Annotated in this window: 15 protein-coding genes and 1 tRNA gene; 8 read left to right on the forward strand and 8 right to left on the reverse strand. The window is 64.6% G+C overall.

Annotated elements, in window-relative coordinates:
• Positions 1-38: 38 nt before the first annotated feature.
• From PMI04_RS16950 to PMI04_RS16965, 4 genes are all read right to left on the reverse strand, one after another.
• The gene (locus PMI04_RS16950; protein ID WP_007714137.1) at positions 39-332 is read right to left on the reverse strand and encodes a GIY-YIG nuclease family protein; all 294 of its coding nucleotides are present in this window, start codon (positions 330-332) and stop codon (positions 39-41) included.
• Between the two features lie 158 nt (positions 333-490).
• The gene (locus PMI04_RS16955) at positions 491-784 is read right to left on the reverse strand and encodes a zf-TFIIB domain-containing protein (protein WP_007714133.1); all 294 of its coding nucleotides are present in this window, start codon (positions 782-784) and stop codon (positions 491-493) included.
• 2 nt (positions 785-786) lie between these two features.
• On the reverse strand, positions 787-1,479 hold the full coding sequence (locus PMI04_RS16960; RefSeq protein ID WP_037487239.1) for a Bax inhibitor-1/YccA family protein: 693 nt from the start codon (positions 1,477-1,479) through the stop codon (positions 787-789).
• Between the two features lie 254 nt (positions 1,480-1,733).
• Positions 1,734-2,495: a MerR family transcriptional regulator gene (locus tag PMI04_RS16965; RefSeq protein WP_007714126.1), complete on the reverse strand. Its 762-nt coding sequence runs from the start codon at positions 2,493-2,495 to the stop codon at positions 1,734-1,736.
• 85 nt (positions 2,496-2,580) lie between these two features.
• Between PMI04_RS16965 and cysS the strand changes: the two genes are divergently transcribed.
• Both cysS and PMI04_RS16975 read left to right on the forward strand, forming a co-directional pair.
• Complete coding sequence (gene cysS / locus PMI04_RS16970) at positions 2,581-4,095, forward strand: cysteine--tRNA ligase (RefSeq protein ID WP_037487236.1); 1,515 nt, start codon at positions 2,581-2,583, stop codon at positions 4,093-4,095.
• A 62-nt stretch (positions 4,096-4,157) separates the two neighbouring features.
• Positions 4,158-7,073: a CHAT domain-containing tetratricopeptide repeat protein gene (locus PMI04_RS16975; RefSeq protein WP_007714114.1), complete on the forward strand. Its 2,916-nt coding sequence runs from the start codon at positions 4,158-4,160 to the stop codon at positions 7,071-7,073.
• Here the strand turns inward: PMI04_RS16975 and PMI04_RS16980 are convergent.
• Positions 7,054-8,067: a 2-hydroxyacid dehydrogenase gene (locus PMI04_RS16980; protein WP_037487234.1), complete on the reverse strand. Its 1,014-nt coding sequence runs from the start codon at positions 8,065-8,067 to the stop codon at positions 7,054-7,056. The two genes, PMI04_RS16975 and PMI04_RS16980, sit on opposite strands and share 20 nt — an antisense overlap.
• Positions 8,068-8,305: 238 nt before the next feature.
• Here PMI04_RS16980 and PMI04_RS16985 point away from each other — a divergent pair, with 238 nt between their 5' ends.
• Positions 8,306-8,584 (forward strand): Rap1a/Tai family immunity protein, encoded by a 279-nt coding sequence (locus tag PMI04_RS16985; RefSeq protein ID WP_283184805.1) that lies wholly within the window; start codon positions 8,306-8,308, stop codon positions 8,582-8,584.
• Between the two features lie 127 nt (positions 8,585-8,711).
• On the forward strand, positions 8,712-10,082 hold the full coding sequence (locus PMI04_RS16990; protein WP_007714102.1) for a class II 3-deoxy-7-phosphoheptulonate synthase: 1,371 nt from the start codon (positions 8,712-8,714) through the stop codon (positions 10,080-10,082).
• A gap of 67 nt (positions 10,083-10,149) precedes the next feature.
• Here PMI04_RS16990 and PMI04_RS16995 read toward each other — a convergent pair whose 3' ends face one another.
• Entirely contained in the window at positions 10,150-11,478 is a 1,329-nt protein-coding gene (locus tag PMI04_RS16995) for a cytochrome P450 (RefSeq protein ID WP_007714099.1), read from the reverse strand.
• Between the two features lie 108 nt (positions 11,479-11,586).
• Here PMI04_RS16995 and PMI04_RS17000 point away from each other — a divergent pair, with 108 nt between their 5' ends.
• Positions 11,587-13,470 carry an acyltransferase family protein gene (locus tag PMI04_RS17000; protein ID WP_007714096.1) on the forward strand — a complete coding sequence of 628 codons (1,884 nt, stop codon included), beginning with the start codon at positions 11,587-11,589 and terminating at the stop codon, positions 13,468-13,470.
• Between the two features lie 14 nt (positions 13,471-13,484).
• On the opposite strand, the gene PMI04_RS17005 is transcribed toward PMI04_RS17000, so the two are convergent.
• Positions 13,485-14,378 carry an N-formylglutamate amidohydrolase gene (locus tag PMI04_RS17005; RefSeq protein ID WP_007714092.1) on the reverse strand — a complete coding sequence of 298 codons (894 nt, stop codon included), beginning with the start codon at positions 14,376-14,378 and terminating at the stop codon, positions 13,485-13,487.
• 144 nt (positions 14,379-14,522) lie between these two features.
• On the opposite strand from PMI04_RS17005, the gene PMI04_RS17010 reads away from it, so the two are divergent.
• Positions 14,523-14,900 carry a cell cycle two-component system response regulator CpdR gene (locus tag PMI04_RS17010; RefSeq protein WP_007714089.1) on the forward strand — a complete coding sequence of 126 codons (378 nt, stop codon included), beginning with the start codon at positions 14,523-14,525 and terminating at the stop codon, positions 14,898-14,900.
• Here PMI04_RS17010 and PMI04_RS17015 read toward each other — a convergent pair.
• Entirely contained in the window at positions 14,893-16,233 is a 1,341-nt protein-coding gene (locus tag PMI04_RS17015) for a dicarboxylate/amino acid:cation symporter (RefSeq protein ID WP_007714087.1), read from the reverse strand. The genes PMI04_RS17010 and PMI04_RS17015 overlap by 8 nt on opposite strands.
• A gap of 143 nt (positions 16,234-16,376) precedes the next feature.
• On the opposite strand from PMI04_RS17015, the gene PMI04_RS17020 reads away from it, so the two are divergent.
• Positions 16,377-16,451 (forward strand) — tRNA-Val (locus PMI04_RS17020).
• 99 nt (positions 16,452-16,550) lie between these two features.
• Entirely contained in the window at positions 16,551-17,189 is a 639-nt protein-coding gene (locus tag PMI04_RS17025; protein ID WP_007714085.1) for a 5'-methylthioadenosine/S-adenosylhomocysteine nucleosidase, read from the forward strand.

Here is a 17,189-nt window from a genome sequence, read left to right on the forward strand (position 1 = left end):
CGAAGGCTGGCATCTCACTTTTCTTTCTGCTCGCTGGCTCAATCCATGTGCAGCGTGTAGAACAGGTCTGCCCATTTCGGGTTGATGCTCTCGACCAGCCGAACTTTCCATTCGCGCTTCCACGCCTTCATCGCCTTTTCTCGTGCGATGGCATCGATGATCGTTGCATGCCGCTCGGCATAGACCAGTCGATCCAGACCATAGCGGCGACAGAAATCCGAGCCGGTGCCATCGCGGTGCTGCATGGTGCGATGCGGCAGGCTGGATGTCACGCCAATATACAGCACGCCATAAGCACGGTTCGTCATGATATAGATCCAGCCGCCCGTCATAACGGTAATGCTGCGCCGAAAGGCAGTGGGATGCCAGCCTTCGCTGGCATGACGAAGGTAGAAAACGGCGCCTAATTTCCGTCATCCCAGCGAAGGCTGGGATCTCTCTTTTTAAGCTCTCAACGAAAAAGGCCGGCCCCATCGGGACCGGCCTTTTCTCAATCGAACAGCTCTTCCAGAAAGCTCTTCCTGCGTTTCTTCGGATAGCCGCGTCCGTCGTCGCGCCCATCCTGACGATGGTCGCGGTCGGGGCGGTAGCTCATCTGCGGCGCGGCGGGAGCCGGGGCCGGCTGAGCGGAGCGCTCGATGATCTTGTCGAGTTCGCCCCGGTCCAGCCAGACTCCGCGACATTGCGGGCAATAGTCGATCTCCACCCCCTGCCGGTCGCTCATGTGGAGCCCCACATGGCAGACCGGGCAGAGCATGGCCGACACGGTGGCCTGATCCCGCATGCTTATTCGCGCTCGCCGGTCAGGCTGAGCAGCATCTGGAACAGGTTGACGAAGTTGAGGTACAGCGACAGCGCGCCCATCACCTGCATCTTCTGCGCCACCTCATGGCCGGCATAGTAGAAATATTCCGACTTGATGCGCTGCACGTCCCAGGCGGTGAGGCCAGTGAAGACCACCACGCCGATGATCGAGATGACCATCGCCATGGCCGACGAGCCGATGAAGATGTTGATCAGGCTGGCGACGACGATGCCGATCAGGCCCATCAGCAGGAAGCTGCCCATCTTGGTCAGGTCACGCTGGGTGGTATAGCCCCAGAGCGCCATGGCGAGGAACATCACCGCCGCCGAGAAGAAGGCCTGGGCGATGCTGCCGCCGGTGAAGACCAGGAAGACGCTGCCCAGCGACACGCCCATCACCGCCGCAAAGGCGTAGAAGGCGGTACGTGCGCCAGCCGTCGTCATCTTGTCGATGCGGAAGCTGAAGAAGAAGACAAAGGCCAGCGGCGCGAAGATCGCGACCCACTTCAGCGGCGTGCCATAGATGGCGGCGGCCAGCGCGGGGGTATTGCCGACCAGGGCGGCGACCAGGCCGGTGATGACCAGGCCGATGCCCATGTTGCGGAAGACGCCGAGCATGTGCGCGCGCAGGCCAGCATCGGTCTGCGCCGTCTGGCTGGCACCATAGCCCGGCATGCGTACGGGATTGTTCACGGCTTCACTCACTCCATCATAAAAGACATGGTTCGAGTGAGCCCGGTGCGGTCTCCTGCGGCAAAAAGAGGGGGGAATTGCCACAAAACCTGCACCGGGCGCACCCGATGCGGTCCGACATCGCGACCTGGATCAAGGGGGAAGAGATCCATGTCGCCAGAGGGGCCCGGTCCGCACAGCCAATATCGGATGCGCCGAACGATCGTGCAAGACGCCGCCCCTCCAGCAACAATTTATTACATTTGCCGCGCCGCGCCGACGCTGCGGATGAAGGTCCAGACCGCCGATGCGAAGGGCGGCTGCCGCTCGTCCTTCCACTCGTCGACATGGTCGTACATCCGCGTCACCCCCTCCATCATCGCCGGCGTGGCGATGGCGGTGAAGGGGGCGAGCAGCGCCTGCCATTCGTCGTAAAAGGCCCCTGCCGCCGCGCTCGCCGGATCGAGCGGCAGCGCCGCCTCGATCCGGGCGGTCAGGTCCGCCCATTGCGCGCTATAGGCCGCCTGATCGAAATCGGCCGGCATCCTGGGCATCGTCTCGGCAAAATCGGCCTCGGCCTGGGCGCTGATATAGCGGCCACTGACCGCCTTCCATTCTTCTTGCATGGTCATGCTTTCTCCACTGCGGATCAGCGAGCAAAGGGTCGCGGCATCGAGCGGCTCGCCACAGTCGATGCGGGACAAGGCGGTTTCCAGATGGCTGCGCGCCTGCGCCAGTTCCTGCGCCTGCGCGTCGATCGCCGCGATCTGCGCGCGCAGCAGCGCGCCAAGGTCGATCGGCCGGCCGTCGAACAATGTCTTGATCTGGGCAAGGCTCAGCCCCGCACGCTTGAGCGCCAGCAATTCGTGCAGCCGCGCCAGTTCAGCCGGGCCGAACAGACGCCGCCCCGACGCGGTCCGCAGCGGCGCGACCAGCCCGCGCGCCTCATAGAAACGCAGCGCCCGGCTGGTGAGGCCGGTGGCGCGGGCGACGGCGGCAATATCCAATATATCGGTCATGCCCCTTGCTACCGCTTGACCCAAGGTCAAGTTCAAGCATTTTTTTGAGGGGTACGCCCCGTTGACGATCGCCCCGTCTCGCGACATGGCTGACGCCATGAGCCAAGACCAGCATAGCGACGCGCCCCTGCGCCTGTTCAACAGCCTGACCCGGTCGATCGAGCCGTTCGCGCCGATCGAGCCCAACCATGCGCGCGTCTATAGCTGCGGCCCGACCGTCTATAATTATGCCCATATCGGCAATCTGCGCGCCTATGTGTTCGTCGACACGCTGCGCCGGACCCTGCTCTGGAAGGGGCTGGACGTCACCCAGATCATCAACATCACCGATGTCGGCCATCTGACGTCGGATGCCGACGCCGGCGACGACAAGATGGAGGCCGCCGCCCGCGCCAGCGCCAAGAGCATCTGGGACATCGCGGCCCATTACACCGAAGCGTTCAAGGCGAATATCGCCGACCTCAACATCATGGCGCCCAGCGAATGGACGGTCGCGACCGATTATGTGCCGCAGATGATCGAATTTGCGCAGAAAATCGCCGCCTCCCATTGCTACGAACTGGAGAGCGGCCTCTATTTCGACAGCTCGACCGTGCCCAATTATGGCGCGCTGGCCGGCGGTCGCGACGATGCGGCCCATGCCCGCATCGACCCGGTAGCGGGCAAGCGCAACCCCAGCGACTTCGCCATCTGGCGCAAGTCGCCGCCGGGCGAGCAGCGCCAGATGGAATGGGACAGCCCCTGGGGTAAGGGCGCGCCGGGCTGGCACCTGGAATGCTCGGTCATGAGCCAGGCCCGCCTCGGCCAGCCGTTCGATATCCATACCGGCGGCATCGACCATCGCGAAATCCATCACCCCAACGAGATCGCCCAGAACCAGGCCTATTGCGGCTGCACCGATGCTCAGCCGGACTTCACCGGCGCGCGCTGGTGGATGCACAATAATTTCCTGGTCGACCGGCAGGGCAAGATGAGCAAGTCGAAGGGCGGCTTCACCACTCTCTTCAGCCTGGTCGACGCCGGCGTACATCCGATCGCCTATCGCCTGCTGTGCCTGGGCGCCCATTATCGCAGCGAGTTGGAGTTCAGCGCAGACAATCTGGCCGCCGCGCTGACCCGCCTCAAGCGGCTGGTCATGGGCGTCGAGGGGCTGAAAAGCCGGGCCGAGGGGATCACCTGGCAGTCGGTGACGCTCGCCTATCTGCGCGCCAATCTCCACCCCAAGCTGGTCCCGCTGCTGGAGCAGTTCGACGCCGCGATCGCCGACGACCTGATGACGCCGCGCGCCTTGCCCCTGCTGGAGGAAGCTACGGCCATGAAGAAGGTGCCGGTGGACGAGAAGCTGTGCCTGATCGCCGCCTTCGACCAGGCGCTGGGCCTGCGCCTGCTGGACCTGACCCGTGCCGAACTGCGGGTGCAGCCCAAGGATGCGCAGATCACGCCGGAAGAGATCGAAGCCGAACTGGAACGCCGCACCGCCGCCCGTGCCGAAAAGGATTTCGCCCTGTCGGACGAGATCCGCGACGCACTGATCGCGCGCGGGGTCGAGGTGATGGACGGCGATCCGCTGCGCTGGGACTGGCGCCTGACGCTGAGCTGATGGCTTGACGCCGTCCCGGGTTCGACCCAAGACGGTGCCGGGTCGAGAAAAGTGGGGCAAGAATGAGCGTTTCCAGGCGCGGACTCGCGCTGCTGCTGGCGGTTGCCGGCCCTGCCCTGCTGCCCGTTTCCGCCGCACCAGCGCCCGCTTTCCGCACCGATGATCCGCGCTTTGCCCGGCTCTACGCGCTGGAGGAGAAGGCAGACGCGCTGTTCGAGAGCGACGATTATGCCCTGTCCATGTCGCAGCAGACCCGCGACGCCTGGGTCGCGCTGGAAACGGCGGCATCGCACAGCAAGGTGCAGGGTCAGACCCATCCGCTGGCGGGCGTCGCGCTCATCAACCTGTCATCGATGGACCAGATCGATGGCCGGAACCCGGACGCGCTGGCCCATGCGGAGCGCGGCCTTGCCCTGCTGTCGCCCTTCCGTGACGCCTATCCGATCTACTGGATGCAGGGCCTGTCGATCAAAGGCTATGTCCAGGTCACGCTGAACCAGGTCGGCGCCGGGGTCGAGACGCTGGCCGAGGCGAGCCGCTTTATCGACGGCTATTTCGCGCGCACACCGCCCAAGGCGCTGGATGAATCGGCGATGATGCTGAAGTCCAACATCGCCTTTGCCCATGCCCAGGCGCTCTCCCGCCTCGGCCGCAATGCCGAAGCGGTCGAAGCGCAGCGCCGCAGCATGGAGGCGCGGGTCGCGGCCAGCGGTCAGAACAGCGCCGACGCGGTCGGCGCCTATTATATGTACAGCCAGATGCTTTCGCGCGCCGACCGCGATGCCGAGGCGGAAATCTACGCCCGGCTGGCGGTCGATACCGCAACCGACCATGTCGATCGTAAGCACCCCAATTATGCCCGTGCACTCGAAGCGCTCGGCCTGCTGCTGTCGCGCACCGGACGGCGGACCGAGAGCCTGGACTATCTGGAACGATCGATCGCGATCAAGCGCGAGACGATCGGTACGAAGAGCCTCTATTTCCATTTCGCGTTGCAAAATCTCGGCAACCTGCTGTTGCCGCTGGAGCGCTATGACGAGGCGGAGCCTCTCTTTCTGGAGGCGGAACGCGGCTTTCGCGCGATCGAAGGCGACAACAGCCCGCAATCGGCTCGCGCCCTGGCCTTTGCCGGTGTCGCCGCCGCCGCCCAGGGCCATGATGCCGTCGCGATCGAACGATTGCAGACCGCCCTCACCCGGGTTCGGAGCGGCGACAGCGACGAACGGGAGATGGGCCAGCGCATCTATCCCTTCCTCATCCCCGCGCTGATCGAAAGCGGCCGGCTGGACGAGGCGCGCACGGCCGCCGCCGATTATGCCGCCCAGACCCGCCAGCTCGACAATATGCCCGGCTTCGCGATCGCCAATGCCGGGATGCTATCGGCCTGGGCCAATGGCGGCGATACGGTCGACGCGGCCTGCCGCATGATCGCAGTGCTGCGCACCAGCGTCAGCCTGCAGGATGGCCTGGATGAAGATCAGCGCGCGGCGCTCGACACGGTGCTGACGATCGCGGCCCGGGCACAGGACTCTTCGCTGGCGCTCGATGCGATGTCCATCCTCGCCGGATCACGAATTGCCGAGGCCAATCGCCTGGTTGCGCAACGCATGGTGGACAATCCTGCGCTCGCCGGGCGGGTCCGGGATCTTCAGGATGACAGCCGCGCGCTCCAGGCTGCGGACAGCGCGCTGCTCAAGGCGCTGGCGATCGACCAGGAAGTGGACGCCGCGCGCAGGAACCGCGCCACGATCGCGAACAGGGTGGCAAGCGAACGCACCGCCATGGCCCGCGACTATCCCCGCTGGATCGAGGCCCGAGGCGCCGTCCATCCCGATCTGGCAACGCTGCGTGCCGGCCTTGCCAAGGATGAGGCCGTGCTCGCGGTGATGCCCGCCTTCGGCCATGTCTATCTCCTCGCCGTCGGCCGCGACCGGAGCGCTATCGTCCATACCCAGGACAGCCGTGCCGCGCTTGTGGCGATGATCGACCGCCTGCGCCTTTCGATGAGCGCAACCGGCTTCGATCAGGACGGCGCCCATGCCCTCTATCGCGCACTTTTCCCGGCGGACATATTGGCCATACTGGGCCAGGCGCATAGCCTGCGGATCGTCCCGACCGGCGCCTTTGCCTCCCTGCCCTTTGCCATGCTGCCGCAACAACCCGTGCGGCAGGTGGACAGCCGCACGCCCTGGCTGGTCCGCCGCTTCGCCTTGGAGATCGAAACCGGCTTTTCCACCAAAGCCTCCCAGCGGCTGGCAGCGCATGCCGGGCATCTGCTGGGCGTCGGCGCCCCTGCGCCCTTCCCGTCTGCGGACGACCAACCGGCAGGCAAGCCCGCGCTGTTGGCGGCTGGCCAATATTATCGGGGCGGCGCAGCAGATATTACCGCCCTGTCGCGCCTTCCCTCCCTGCCGGGTTCGGCACAGGAATTGCGCGCCGTGGCGCGTCGCTTCGGGCCGGACCGCACGACCCTGCTGATCGGAAAGGAAGCAAGTGAAGCGACGCTGCGCGATGCCGATCTCAGCCGCTATTCCGTGATGCTGTTCGCGACCCATGGGCTGGTCAGTGGCCAGATGGACGGGCTCACCGAACCGGCCCTGGTCCTGTCCCCACCCGCACCGGATAGCAAGGATGACGGCCTGCTGACCGCTTCGGAAGTGGCGCAGATGCGGATCGGGGCCGACTGGGTGATCCTGTCGGCCTGCAACACGGCGGCCGGCAACATGGTCCAGGCGCCGGCCTATTCGGGACTGGCGCAGGCATTCCGCTATGCCGGCGCAGGATCGCTGCTGGTATCGCACTGGCCGGTGCGCGACGACGCCGGCGCCATCATCACGCTGGAGACGATCAAGGCCAGCCGCAACGGCCGGTCGCGACCGGTCGCGCTGCAACGCGCGATGTTGAAGCTGATCCGGTCGGGCAAGCCCGATGCAGTGCAGCCCTATGTCTGGGCGCCCTTCATCCTCGTCGGGCAATAGCCGCCACCGGATCGACCCGGTTGGCCAGCGGCCGCCCGGCCTCGAAGTCGCTGATATTGGCCATCGTCGTCCCGGCAATGCTGGCCAATGCTTCCTCGGTCAGGAAGGCCTGATGCCCGGTGACCAGGACATTGGGGAAGGTCAGCAACCGCTGGAACACATCGTCCTCGACGATCTCGTTGGACAGATCCTCGAAGAACAGATCAGCCTCCTGTTCATAGACGTCGAGGGCGACGCCGCCGATCTTGCGGGACTTGAGGCCCGCGACCAGCGCCGCCGTGTCGATCAGCGCGCCCCGGCTAGTGTTGACGACCACCAGTCCATCGCGCGCCCGATCGATCGCATCACCATTGATGATGTGCCGCGTATCCGGCGTCAGCGGGCAATGAAGCGACACGATGTCAACCTGCTCCAGCAAGTCGCGCGGCGGCAGGTAGCGCACGCCCATGGCGACCAGCTCCGCATCTTCGACCATGTCGCTCGCCAGCACCTCGCATCCAAAGCCCAGCCGCAGCGTGCGCGCAACCAGCGCCCCGATCCGCCCGGTGCCGATCACGCCGGCCACCCGGCCATGCAGGTTGCGGCCGATCAGCCCATCGAGCGCGAAATTATTCTCCCGCACCCGCGCCCAGGCGCGATGGATGCGGCGATCCAGCGCCATCAACAGGGCAATGGTGAATTCGGCAACGGCATGGGGCGAATAGGCCGGCACGCGGACCACCGTCATGCCAAGATTGGCAGCGGCAATCAGGTCGACATTATTATAGCCCGCGCAGCGCAGCGCGATCAGGCGCGTGCCACCCGCCGCCAGTTGCGCCAGCACGGCCGCATCCAGCCGATCGTTGACGAAGACGCAGACCGCCTCGAACCCATCGCCCAGGCTGGCGGTATCCGCATCCAGCCGAGGCTCCAGGAAATGCAGTTCATGCCCCGGATTGGCAGCCGACAGGAAGTGCCGGTCATAGCCCTTTGTGCCAAAGATCGCGACGCGCATGGCAGACATAGTGCCCGCCTGCCCGATGGCGTCAAGCCAGATCACGACTGAGCCGGACCGTGCCCGGCCTGCGCCGACCGGGTTGGACAGGATCGACGCAAGCCGCCACGTTGCTACGCATCCACAACAACCAAGCCGTGAGTGCACCATATCCATGCAAGCGTTTCTGCTAGCAATCGCGGCGGCTGCATCAAATAGCCCCGCCCCGGCCGCGCCGCCCGCTGATGCCGGCATCTACATGTTCGAGACCGGGGAAAGCCTGCGCATCAAGTGCCGCAACAAGGCACCGGAATATCGGCTGGCCTGTACCGCCTATATTGTCGGTGCGGTCGATGGCATCCGCAAGGAAATGTTCCTGGGCCGCGCCCGGTCAGCCTGCTGGCCCGGCCGCATTCCCGCCGACGAGGCCCAGCGCGTCGTGCTGGCCTATCTCGATCGCTATCCGGACCAGCGCAAGGCGCCGGCTTCGGTGCTGATCAGCATCGCCCTCAACGATCGCTTTCCCTGTCAGAAATAAACCCGGTCGATCAGACTGATCGATAGTATCCTTGCGCGGAAGACGGCCAACACCGCTATAAACTTGCCCTGCAGGGCGGTTGCGCGTAGATGCGGCGCCTATTTTTTTGACGTGAAGGAGACTCGACGTGGCGGCGAAGTGGACGCCGGAAAGCTGGCGGGAGCATAAGGGCATCCAGATGCCCTTTTATCGGGATCAGGAGGCGCTTGCCTCGGTAGAGGCCCAGCTTGGCCAGTTTCCGCCGCTCGTCTTTGCGGGCGAGGCGCGCAATCTGAAGACCGATCTTGGGCGGGTCGCCAATGGCGAGGCCTTCCTGTTGCAGGGCGGCGATTGCGCCGAGAGCTTCGCCGAGTTCCATCCGAACAATATTCGCGACACGTTCCGCGTGCTGCTGCAGATGGCGGTCGTCCTGACCTTCGCCTCGAAGCTGCCGGTGGTAAAGGTCGGCCGCATGGCGGGCCAGTTCGCCAAGCCCCGCTCGGCCGATACCGAGACGATTGGCGGCGTCGAACTGCCCAGCTATCGCGGCGACAATGTCAACGACATCGCCTTCACGCCCGAAGCGCGCGAGCCCGATCCGCAGCGGATGATCCGCGCCTATAACCAGTCGGCGGCGACGCTGAACCTGGTCCGCGCCTTTTCGACCGGCGGCTATGCCAGCCTCGACCGGGTGCATGGCTGGATGCTGGATTTCATGGGCCGCAGCCCCTGGGCCACGAAGTTCGAGGCGATGGCCGACCAGATCGGCCAGGCGCTCGACTTCATGCGGGCCTGTGGGCTGGACGCCGACAGCGTGCCCCAGCTTGGCGGCACCAGCTTCTACACCAGCCATGAGGCGCTGCTGCTGCCGTTTGAGCAGGCGCTGACCCGTCAAGATAGCCTGACCGGCGACTGGTATGACACGTCGGCGCACATGCTGTGGATCGGCGATCGCACCCGCTTCGAAGGGTCATCGCATGTCGAATATCTGCGCGGTATCGGCAACCCGATCGGCATGAAGTGCGGCCCCAGCCTGGAGCCGGACGAACTGCTGCGCCTGCTCGACCTCTTGAACCCGAAGCGGGAAGCCGGGCGCATCACGCTCATCACCCGCTATGGCCATGACAAGATCGAGGCCGGCCTGCCCAAGCTGGTGCGGGCGGTGAAGCGCGAGGGCCATTCGGTGGTCTGGTCCTGCGACCCGATGCACGGCAATGTCATCAAGGCGGCCAATGGCTACAAGACGCGGCCGTTCGAGCGCATCCTGGCCGAAGTGCGCGGCTTCTTTGCCGTGCATCGCGCCGAAGGGACGTTCGGCGGCGGCATCCATGCCGAAATGACCGGCCAGAATGTCACCGAATGCACCGGCGGTGCGATCGCGATCACCGACGAAGGCCTGGCCGATCGCTATCACACCCATTGCGATCCGCGCCTCAACGCGGCGCAGAGCCTGGAACTGGCTTTCCTGTTGGCAGAAATGCTGAACGAGGAACTGAAGGAACGCCGCGCCGCGGCCTGACGAAAAAGGAACCGGCCCCTCCGAATCGCAAGGAGGGGCCGGTTCATCCGGCCTCCGCCCCCCTTCTTCAGCCGGGTTCCGCGATCGGATCGAACTCCAGATGCAGGTGCCGCAGCGCCCGCAAAATATAGGTGGGTTCATAATCGAAATGCAGCGCCTCGCCCGCCCCATGATGGGCCGGAGACAGGCGGATATTGCCCATACGCGCCAATAGCCGTTCGATGCTGACCGCCACCTCGCGCCGAGCCAGCGGCGCGCCGATACAGGTATGGGCACCCCGACCAAAGGCCAGATGCTCCTTGGCGCGCGGCCGATCCATGTCGAACATGGCCGGATTGTCGAACCGACGCGGATCGCGATTGGCGGCCATGTGCGACATCAGGATCGTCGTCCCCGCCTTGATCTCGACCCCCGCCAGTTCGGTCGTCCGGGTACAGATGCGCCCACCGCTCTTCACCGATCCGTCATAACGCAGCACCTCCTCCAGGAAATTGGGGATGCGCTTGGCATCGGCGCGCAACTGCGCCTGGATATCGGGCCGAATGGCAATGATGCGGAAAGCGTTGGCCAACAACCGGTTGGTCGTGTCCTGCCCCGCGCCGAACAGGAAGGCCGCCATCGCCGTCAGGTCGACCAGGGTCGGCGTCGTTCCATCGGGGAATTTCGCCAGCGCCAGCGTCGTCAATATGTCCTTCTTGTCGGTATCCGTACCCAGCATTCGGCGTATCGGCAGGACCGCCGGATGATTCAGGAAGCGGCGCCAGGCGATGTACCGGAACATATGCTTGCCAAGGCCAACCAGCGGATTGTGCTTCAGATCCTCGGGCGATCCGTCGATCGGAGCGGGCACCGCCCCTTCCAGCAGGACGCGGAAGGCGGCCCGTCCCTTTTGCGGGATGCCCAGCAGGTCGGCGATCACCAGCGTTGCATAGGGGCCGCCATATTGGCGTACCAGATCGACCTTCCCATCGCCCGCAAACTCATCGATCAGTCCGTCCGCCGTACTGTATAGCGACGACTCCAGCGCCTTCAATCGGCTGGGCGTAAACAGGCTGCCGACCACCGAGCGCAACTTGGCATGGCGAGTACCGCTCTCGGTCACGATCTGGTCGGCAAAGGCGATTTTTGGCCGAGCCGCTTCCAGAGCCGCCGCAATATCATCGCCTTCCGGCGTGAAAGGCAGGTCCGTCAGCGGCCCGGTCACGGCATTGATGCTGGAAAAATGCTCGGTATCGAGCATCACCTGGATGGTTTCCTCATAGCCGGTCACCGCCACCACATTGCGGTGCGGCAGTCGTGTCACCGGTCCCTGCGTGCGCAGAAAGTCGAAATAGGCATGGGGATCATCAACCAGCCCCACATCCGTGTAAAAATCCGCCTTGGCGTAATCGAGCATGGTTGCACCTTTATGATATACATTGGATCATATCACGCCCGACACCACTGTCAACGACGGTAAAATGGTAAAGCAAATCGCAGGGCTTTGGCGGTAGAAGGGGGCGATATGCACGGGGCAGCTCCACAAAACAGCCTGGCGGTCGGCACGGGTCGCTATCGTCGCGATATCGATGGGTTGCGCGCCATCGCCATCCTGCCAGTGCTGCTCTTCCACGCCCATGTTACCGGTTTTTCCGGTGGCTATGTCGGCGTCGACATCTTCTTCGTGATCTCCGGCTTCCTCATCACCAGCATCATCGCACGCGAGGTGGATGAAGGCCGCTTCTCGCTCGTCCATTTCTACGAACGCCGCTTCCGCCGGATCATGCCGGCGCTCAGCCTGATGATCCTTGCCGTGCTGGCGGCGGCCTGCTGGCTCTATCTGCCCGGCGATATCGAAGGGGTGCCAAAATCGGCGCTCGCCGCCACGCTGTTCGCCTCCAACATCTGGTTCTTCACCGACACCGGCTATTTCGCCGGCGGCGCCGATGTGAAGCCGCTGCTCCACACCTGGTCGCTGGCGGTCGAGGAGCAATTCTATATCGGCTTCCCGATCCTGCTGATGCTGGTCGCCCGCTTCGCCGCCCGCTGGCGCAGCCTGATCGTCGGCGCGATCACCGCCCTGTCGCTCGTCCTCGCCATCCTGCTCCAACGCGACACCAGCGGCTTCACCTTCTATCTCCTCCCCACCCGCGCCTGGGAATTGTTCGCCGGCGCGTTGCTGGCGCTCGGCGCCATACCCGCCGTGCGAGCGCTTTGGCTGCGCGAAGCGCTTGCGTGGAGCGGCCTTGCATCTGTCGCCTTCGCCGTCATCTTCTACACGCGCGAGACCATCTTTCCCGGCATCACCGCCCTGCCGCCGGTGCTGGGTGCCGTGCTGCTGCTCCATAGCGCACCGGGCACCAGCGCCGGACGGCTGCTCAGCCTGCCGCCGCTGGTCGGGGTCGGCCTCATCTCCTATTCCCTCTACCTCTGGCACTGGCCGCTGATCGTCTTCACCGAATATGCGACAGATGCCACGCTGGCCGGCTGGACGGCCGCGACGGTGGTTGCCGCATCCTGCATCGCAGCGGCCCTGTCCTGGCGCTTCGTCGAACGCCCCTTCCGCGATGCCCGCCGCATCCCTGCCCGGCGTATTTTCCAGTTCACCGGCGCGGCCATGGCCCTGTTCTGCACCCTGTCTCTGGCGCTGATGACCATGGGTGGCTGGCCTGGTCGCTTTACCCCACAAGTGCTGCGGCTGGCCGCTGGTCGCACCGACATCAGCCCCGAGCGCAAGGCCTGTCACGACACATTCGCACGCGGCGCCCCGCCCTGCGTTCTCGGTGCGAAGGTCCGTCCCGATGCGCTGCTCTGGGGGGACAGCCATGGTGTCGAGATAGCCTATGCGCTGTCCCTGAAGGCCCGGGCAGAGGGCCGCGCCCTGATCGAGCGGACGACGTCGAGCTGTCCGCCGGTGCTGCGCTATGATGCGCCCAAGGATGCCCGTTGCGCCCGTGCCAACCAGGCCGCCTTCGCTGCGATCCGGGCCGATCCGGCCATCCGCCATATCTATCTCGCCGCCTTCTGGGCCAATGGCGAATTTGACGACCCCGTCTTCGTCGCCAAGCTGGACGGCACGATCCGCGCGCTACAGGCCTCGGGAAAGGCTGTTACCCTGATCGGTCCCGTGCCGCCCCAGCCCTTCGACGTACCACGGCATTTGGCGCATCTTGCACGCAGGGGCCGGCTCGACCTTGCACAGGGCGTCGATCCGGCCACGATCCAAGCGCGCACCCGCAATCTCAATGCCCTTTTCCGGCGCTGGCAGGCCCGGGGCGTGCACCTGATCGACCCGATGACCAGGCTCTGCGATGCGCGTCAGTGCGCGATCATGCACGCGGGCAAGCCGCTCTATTTCGATTCCCATCATCTGAGCGTCAGCGGTGCGCGGATGGTGGTCGGCGACTAATCTATCGGGCCTGTCTATTCCGCCGCCATCGCATAGCCGCTGCGCGGCAGTTCATCCGCCAGCGCCTCGACCATCGCCGCCACTACCCCTTGCATCCGCGCAAGCCCCGGTCCGGGCCGGTCAAGCGTCACATCAAGATAAAGCGCGCGATCAATCTCCACCTGCAGGGCGTGCAAGCCGAATTCGGGTCGTCCATGCCGGTCGATCAGATGATCGCCGGCATAGGGATGGTTCTGCGCAACGATTATGCCATGGCTCGCGGCAACATCGGCCGCCAGCGTCACCAGCCGGGCCGCCGCACCACGTCCAAATCGATCGCCCAGCACCATCCCGGGCGCGGACTGTCCCGCCGCTGGCGGCGGCAGCGGCGGCATGGAATGCAGGTCGATCAGGATTGCGTGCCCATGGATTTCCCGCGCGCTGCTCAACAACTGCGCCAGCGTCGCGTGATAGGGGCGGTGGATGGTCTCGATCCGCCGCTGGACCTCGGCCCAGGGCAGCGGCCGTTGCCACAGATCGTTCACACCGGGCAAGCGTCGGGGAATGAGCCCCAGCCCCCCACGCAGCTTGGCGCTGCTCTGCAACGGCAGGTCACGGGGCAATCCCGTGACCATGGCCGGATCGATTTCACGTTCATGACGGTTGAGATCGATCGACGCGCGCGATGCGCGTGCGATCACGACACTATATCCGCGCGCGATCAGCGGGACCGCCAACATGTCTACCCAGCGATCCTCCAATCGGCGTAGCACATCGGGGCGGACCCGCGCTTCGGCCAACAATTCGGGTGGATAATCGCGGCCGGCATGGGGCACGGACAGGATGACCGGAGTGATGGGCTGGAGGGAGCCATGACGGTCATACGCAACCGCGCTTTGCGCCGGCAGGCACTGGCCGGGATGATCCAATGGCGCTCCTTTCACCGGCCGCGCCAAAAATGGTTAGTCGGCTGGATAATATTTACACCTTGTCGCATATATCAGCATGGCATGCCACCCCGGGGGGAAGGGCATAGGGCCGACACAGGGCGGCATACGGGATAATTGGGGTCAATGGTTCGAATCCTGCTGGCGGAAGACGACGAGAGCATGCGCAGCTATCTGGCGCGCGCCCTGGAAAAGTCGGGTTATGATGTGGTGGCGGTCGCGACCGGTACCGAAGCGGTGCCGCATATCGAATCGGACCGATTCGACCTGCTGCTGACCGACATCGTTATGCCCGAAATGGATGGGATCGAACTGGCCCAGCACACCGCATCGGTGGCGCCGGATACGCGGATCATGTTCATTACCGGCTTTGCGGCAGTCACTTTGAAGGCAGGCAAGGCAGTGCCACAGGCGAAAGTGCTATCGAAGCCTTTTCACCTGCGCGATCTGGTGCTGGAAGTCGAACGGATGTTCGGCAGCGAGACGTTGAGCGGCCTTAGCTAGCCGCTTCCGCCTCGCCCGGCGCCTGCCCCAGCGGCGGCAGCGGCTTGCCGGCCATGGCGGCCGCGAAACGCTCGCGATCGAGCCCCTTTTCCCACGCCGACACCACCACCGTTGCAACGGCGTTGCCGACGAAGTTGGTGAGGCTGCGGCATTCGCTCATGAAACGGTCGACGCCCAGGATCAGCGTCATCCCCGCGACAGGCACCGATGGAACGATGGAAAGCGTCGCCGCCAGGGTGATGAAACCGGCGCCGGTGACACCGGCCGCGCCCTTGGACGACAGCATAGCCACCAGCAACAGCAGCAACTGCTCTTCCAGGCTCAGATGCACATTGGTGGCCTGTGCGATGAACAGCGCCGCCAGCGTCATGTAGATGTTGGTCCCGTCGAGGTTGAAGCTGTAGCCGGTCGGCACGACCAGCCCGACCACCGACTTGCGGCAACCGGCCTGTTCCATCTTTTCGATCAGGCTGGGCAGCGCGGCTTCCGACGATGACGTCCCGAGCACCAGCAGCAGTTCGGCGCGCAGATAGCGGATCAGGTGCAGGATATTGAAGCCCGCGAACCAGGCGACCGTGCCCAGTACCACCAGCACGAACAGGATCGAGGTCAGATAGAAAGTCGCGACCAGCCCCGCGAGATTGGCGAGCGTGCCCACGCCATATTTGGCGACGGTGAAGGCCATCGCGCCGAATGCGCCCAGGGGCGCCGCCTTCATCAGGAAAGAGACCAGCTTGAAGATCGCCAGGCTGGCAGATTCGAGCACCGTCATCAGTGGCTCGGCCTTTTCCCCGATCATGCTGAGCGCAATGCCGAACAGGATCGCGACGAACAGCACCTGCAGGATATTGTGGCCGTCCGCCACCGCCGACACCAGGGTCGCGGGAATGACGTTGAGCAGGAAGGCGACCAGCGTGCGATCATGCGCCTGCTGGGCATAATCGGCAATCTTGCTGGCATCCAGGCTGGCGGGATCGATGTTGAGGCCCGCCCCCGGCTGCACGACATTGGCGATGATGAGGCCGACGATCAGCGCCAGGGTGGAGAAGGTCAGGAAATAGGCGAAAGCCTTGGCCGCGACCCGGCCGATGGCGCCTAGTTCCTTCATGCCGGCAATGCCGGTGACGATCGTCAGGAAGATGACCGGCGCGATGATCATGCGCACCAGCGCGATGAAGGCATCGCCCAGCGGCTTCATCGCCTCGCCCGTCGCGGGGAAATAATGCCCCAGCAGCACACCCAGGGAGATCGCCACAAGTACCTGGAAATACAGATGGCGATAGAAGGGCAGCGGCCGAACCGGCTCCGTCGGCGTCGATGGCGTTGGCAGCATGATGGTTTCGCGTCCCCCTTATTGGCATCGCAGCATATGGCCTCTCCGCCCCCTGTCCAGCCGACTTGGAAAATCTTTCTGAGCGAAGTGCGATTTACCGCTTGCGCGAGTCACCGCCCCCCGTTATTGGCCCCCTCCACGGCGGGCGTGTAGCTCAGTGGTAGAGCACTGTGTTGACATCGCAGGGGTCGCAAGTTCAATCCTTGCCACGCCCACCATGACAAAGCCCGTCACCTGATTTTCAGGTGGCGGGCTTTCTCTTTTCCACCATCAGCGATCCCATCTATGGCACTGGACAACGACTGGAGGGATTGCTGATGACGCCGCAATGCGTGTCCATGGCTGGACGACAAGTGCTGTTCGTGATGGCCGTGCAGGCCGAATATGGCCCCCACCTGCAGGATCGCTTCGTTCCGCTGATGACCGGCGTCGGCCCGGTCGAAGCCGCCATCGCAACCAGCATCACCCTTGATCGCATGGCGCAGGCCAATGCCCTGCCCGATCTGGTCGTCTCGCTGGGCTCAGCGGGATCGCGGATCGGGACATTGGGTGATGTCTATCAGGTCGCCAGCGTGGCCTGGCGGGACATGGATGCCTCGCGCCTGGGCTTTATCAAGGGCGTGACGCCCTTTGTCGATCACCCGGTCCATCTGCCGCTCGAAACCCCGCTGGAATTGCGGGCGCTGCGCCTTTCGACCGGTGCCGACATCGTGGGCGGGGACGGCTATGCAGCGATCGACGCGGAGATGGTGGATATGGAGACATTTGCCGTGGCGCGCGCCTGCGCACGCTTCGGCGTGCCATTGATGGGCCTGCGCGGCATTTCGGACGGTCCGGGCGAACTCAACGACATGCTCGGCTGGACTCAATTGCTGGCACTGATCGACGAGCGGCTGGCGCATGCCGTCGACAATTTGCCCCAGGCGCTGGCCGGCTGGGCAAGGGCTGCAGAATAA

The sequence above is a fragment of the Sphingobium sp. AP49 genome (genome assembly GCF_000281715.2).
Classification (GTDB): domain Bacteria; phylum Pseudomonadota; class Alphaproteobacteria; order Sphingomonadales; family Sphingomonadaceae; genus Sphingobium.

Bases quoted from the DNA above. Each gene is read 5' to 3' on its own strand.
- PMI04_RS16950 (WP_007714137.1), bottom strand. From the start codon at position 332: ATGACGGGCGGCTGGATCTATATCATGACGAACCGTGCTTATGGCGTG.
- PMI04_RS16955 (WP_007714133.1), bottom strand. From the start codon at position 784: ATGCGGGATCAGGCCACCGTGTCGGCCATGCTCTGCCCGGTCTGCCAT.
- PMI04_RS16960 (WP_037487239.1), bottom strand. From the start codon at position 1,479: ATGCCGGGCTATGGTGCCAGCCAGACGGCGCAGACCGATGCTGGCCTG.
- PMI04_RS16965 (WP_007714126.1), bottom strand. From the start codon at position 2,495: ATGACCGATATATTGGATATTGCCGCCGTCGCCCGCGCCACCGGCCTC.
- cysS (WP_037487236.1), top strand. From the start codon at position 2,581: ATGGCTGACGCCATGAGCCAAGACCAGCATAGCGACGCGCCCCTGCGC.
- PMI04_RS16975 (WP_007714114.1), top strand. From the start codon at position 4,158: ATGAGCGTTTCCAGGCGCGGACTCGCGCTGCTGCTGGCGGTTGCCGGC.
- PMI04_RS16980 (WP_037487234.1), bottom strand. From the start codon at position 8,067: ATGCGCGTCGCGATCTTTGGCACAAAGGGCTATGACCGGCACTTCCTG.
- PMI04_RS16985 (WP_283184805.1), top strand. From the start codon at position 8,306: ATGTTCGAGACCGGGGAAAGCCTGCGCATCAAGTGCCGCAACAAGGCA.
- PMI04_RS16995 (WP_007714099.1), bottom strand. From the start codon at position 11,478: ATGCTCGATTACGCCAAGGCGGATTTTTACACGGATGTGGGGCTGGTT.
- PMI04_RS17000 (WP_007714096.1), top strand. From the start codon at position 11,587: ATGCACGGGGCAGCTCCACAAAACAGCCTGGCGGTCGGCACGGGTCGC.
- PMI04_RS17010 (WP_007714089.1), top strand. From the start codon at position 14,523: ATGGTTCGAATCCTGCTGGCGGAAGACGACGAGAGCATGCGCAGCTAT.
- PMI04_RS17015 (WP_007714087.1), bottom strand. From the start codon at position 16,233: ATGCTGCCAACGCCATCGACGCCGACGGAGCCGGTTCGGCCGCTGCCC.
- PMI04_RS17025 (WP_007714085.1), top strand. From the start codon at position 16,551: ATGACGCCGCAATGCGTGTCCATGGCTGGACGACAAGTGCTGTTCGTG.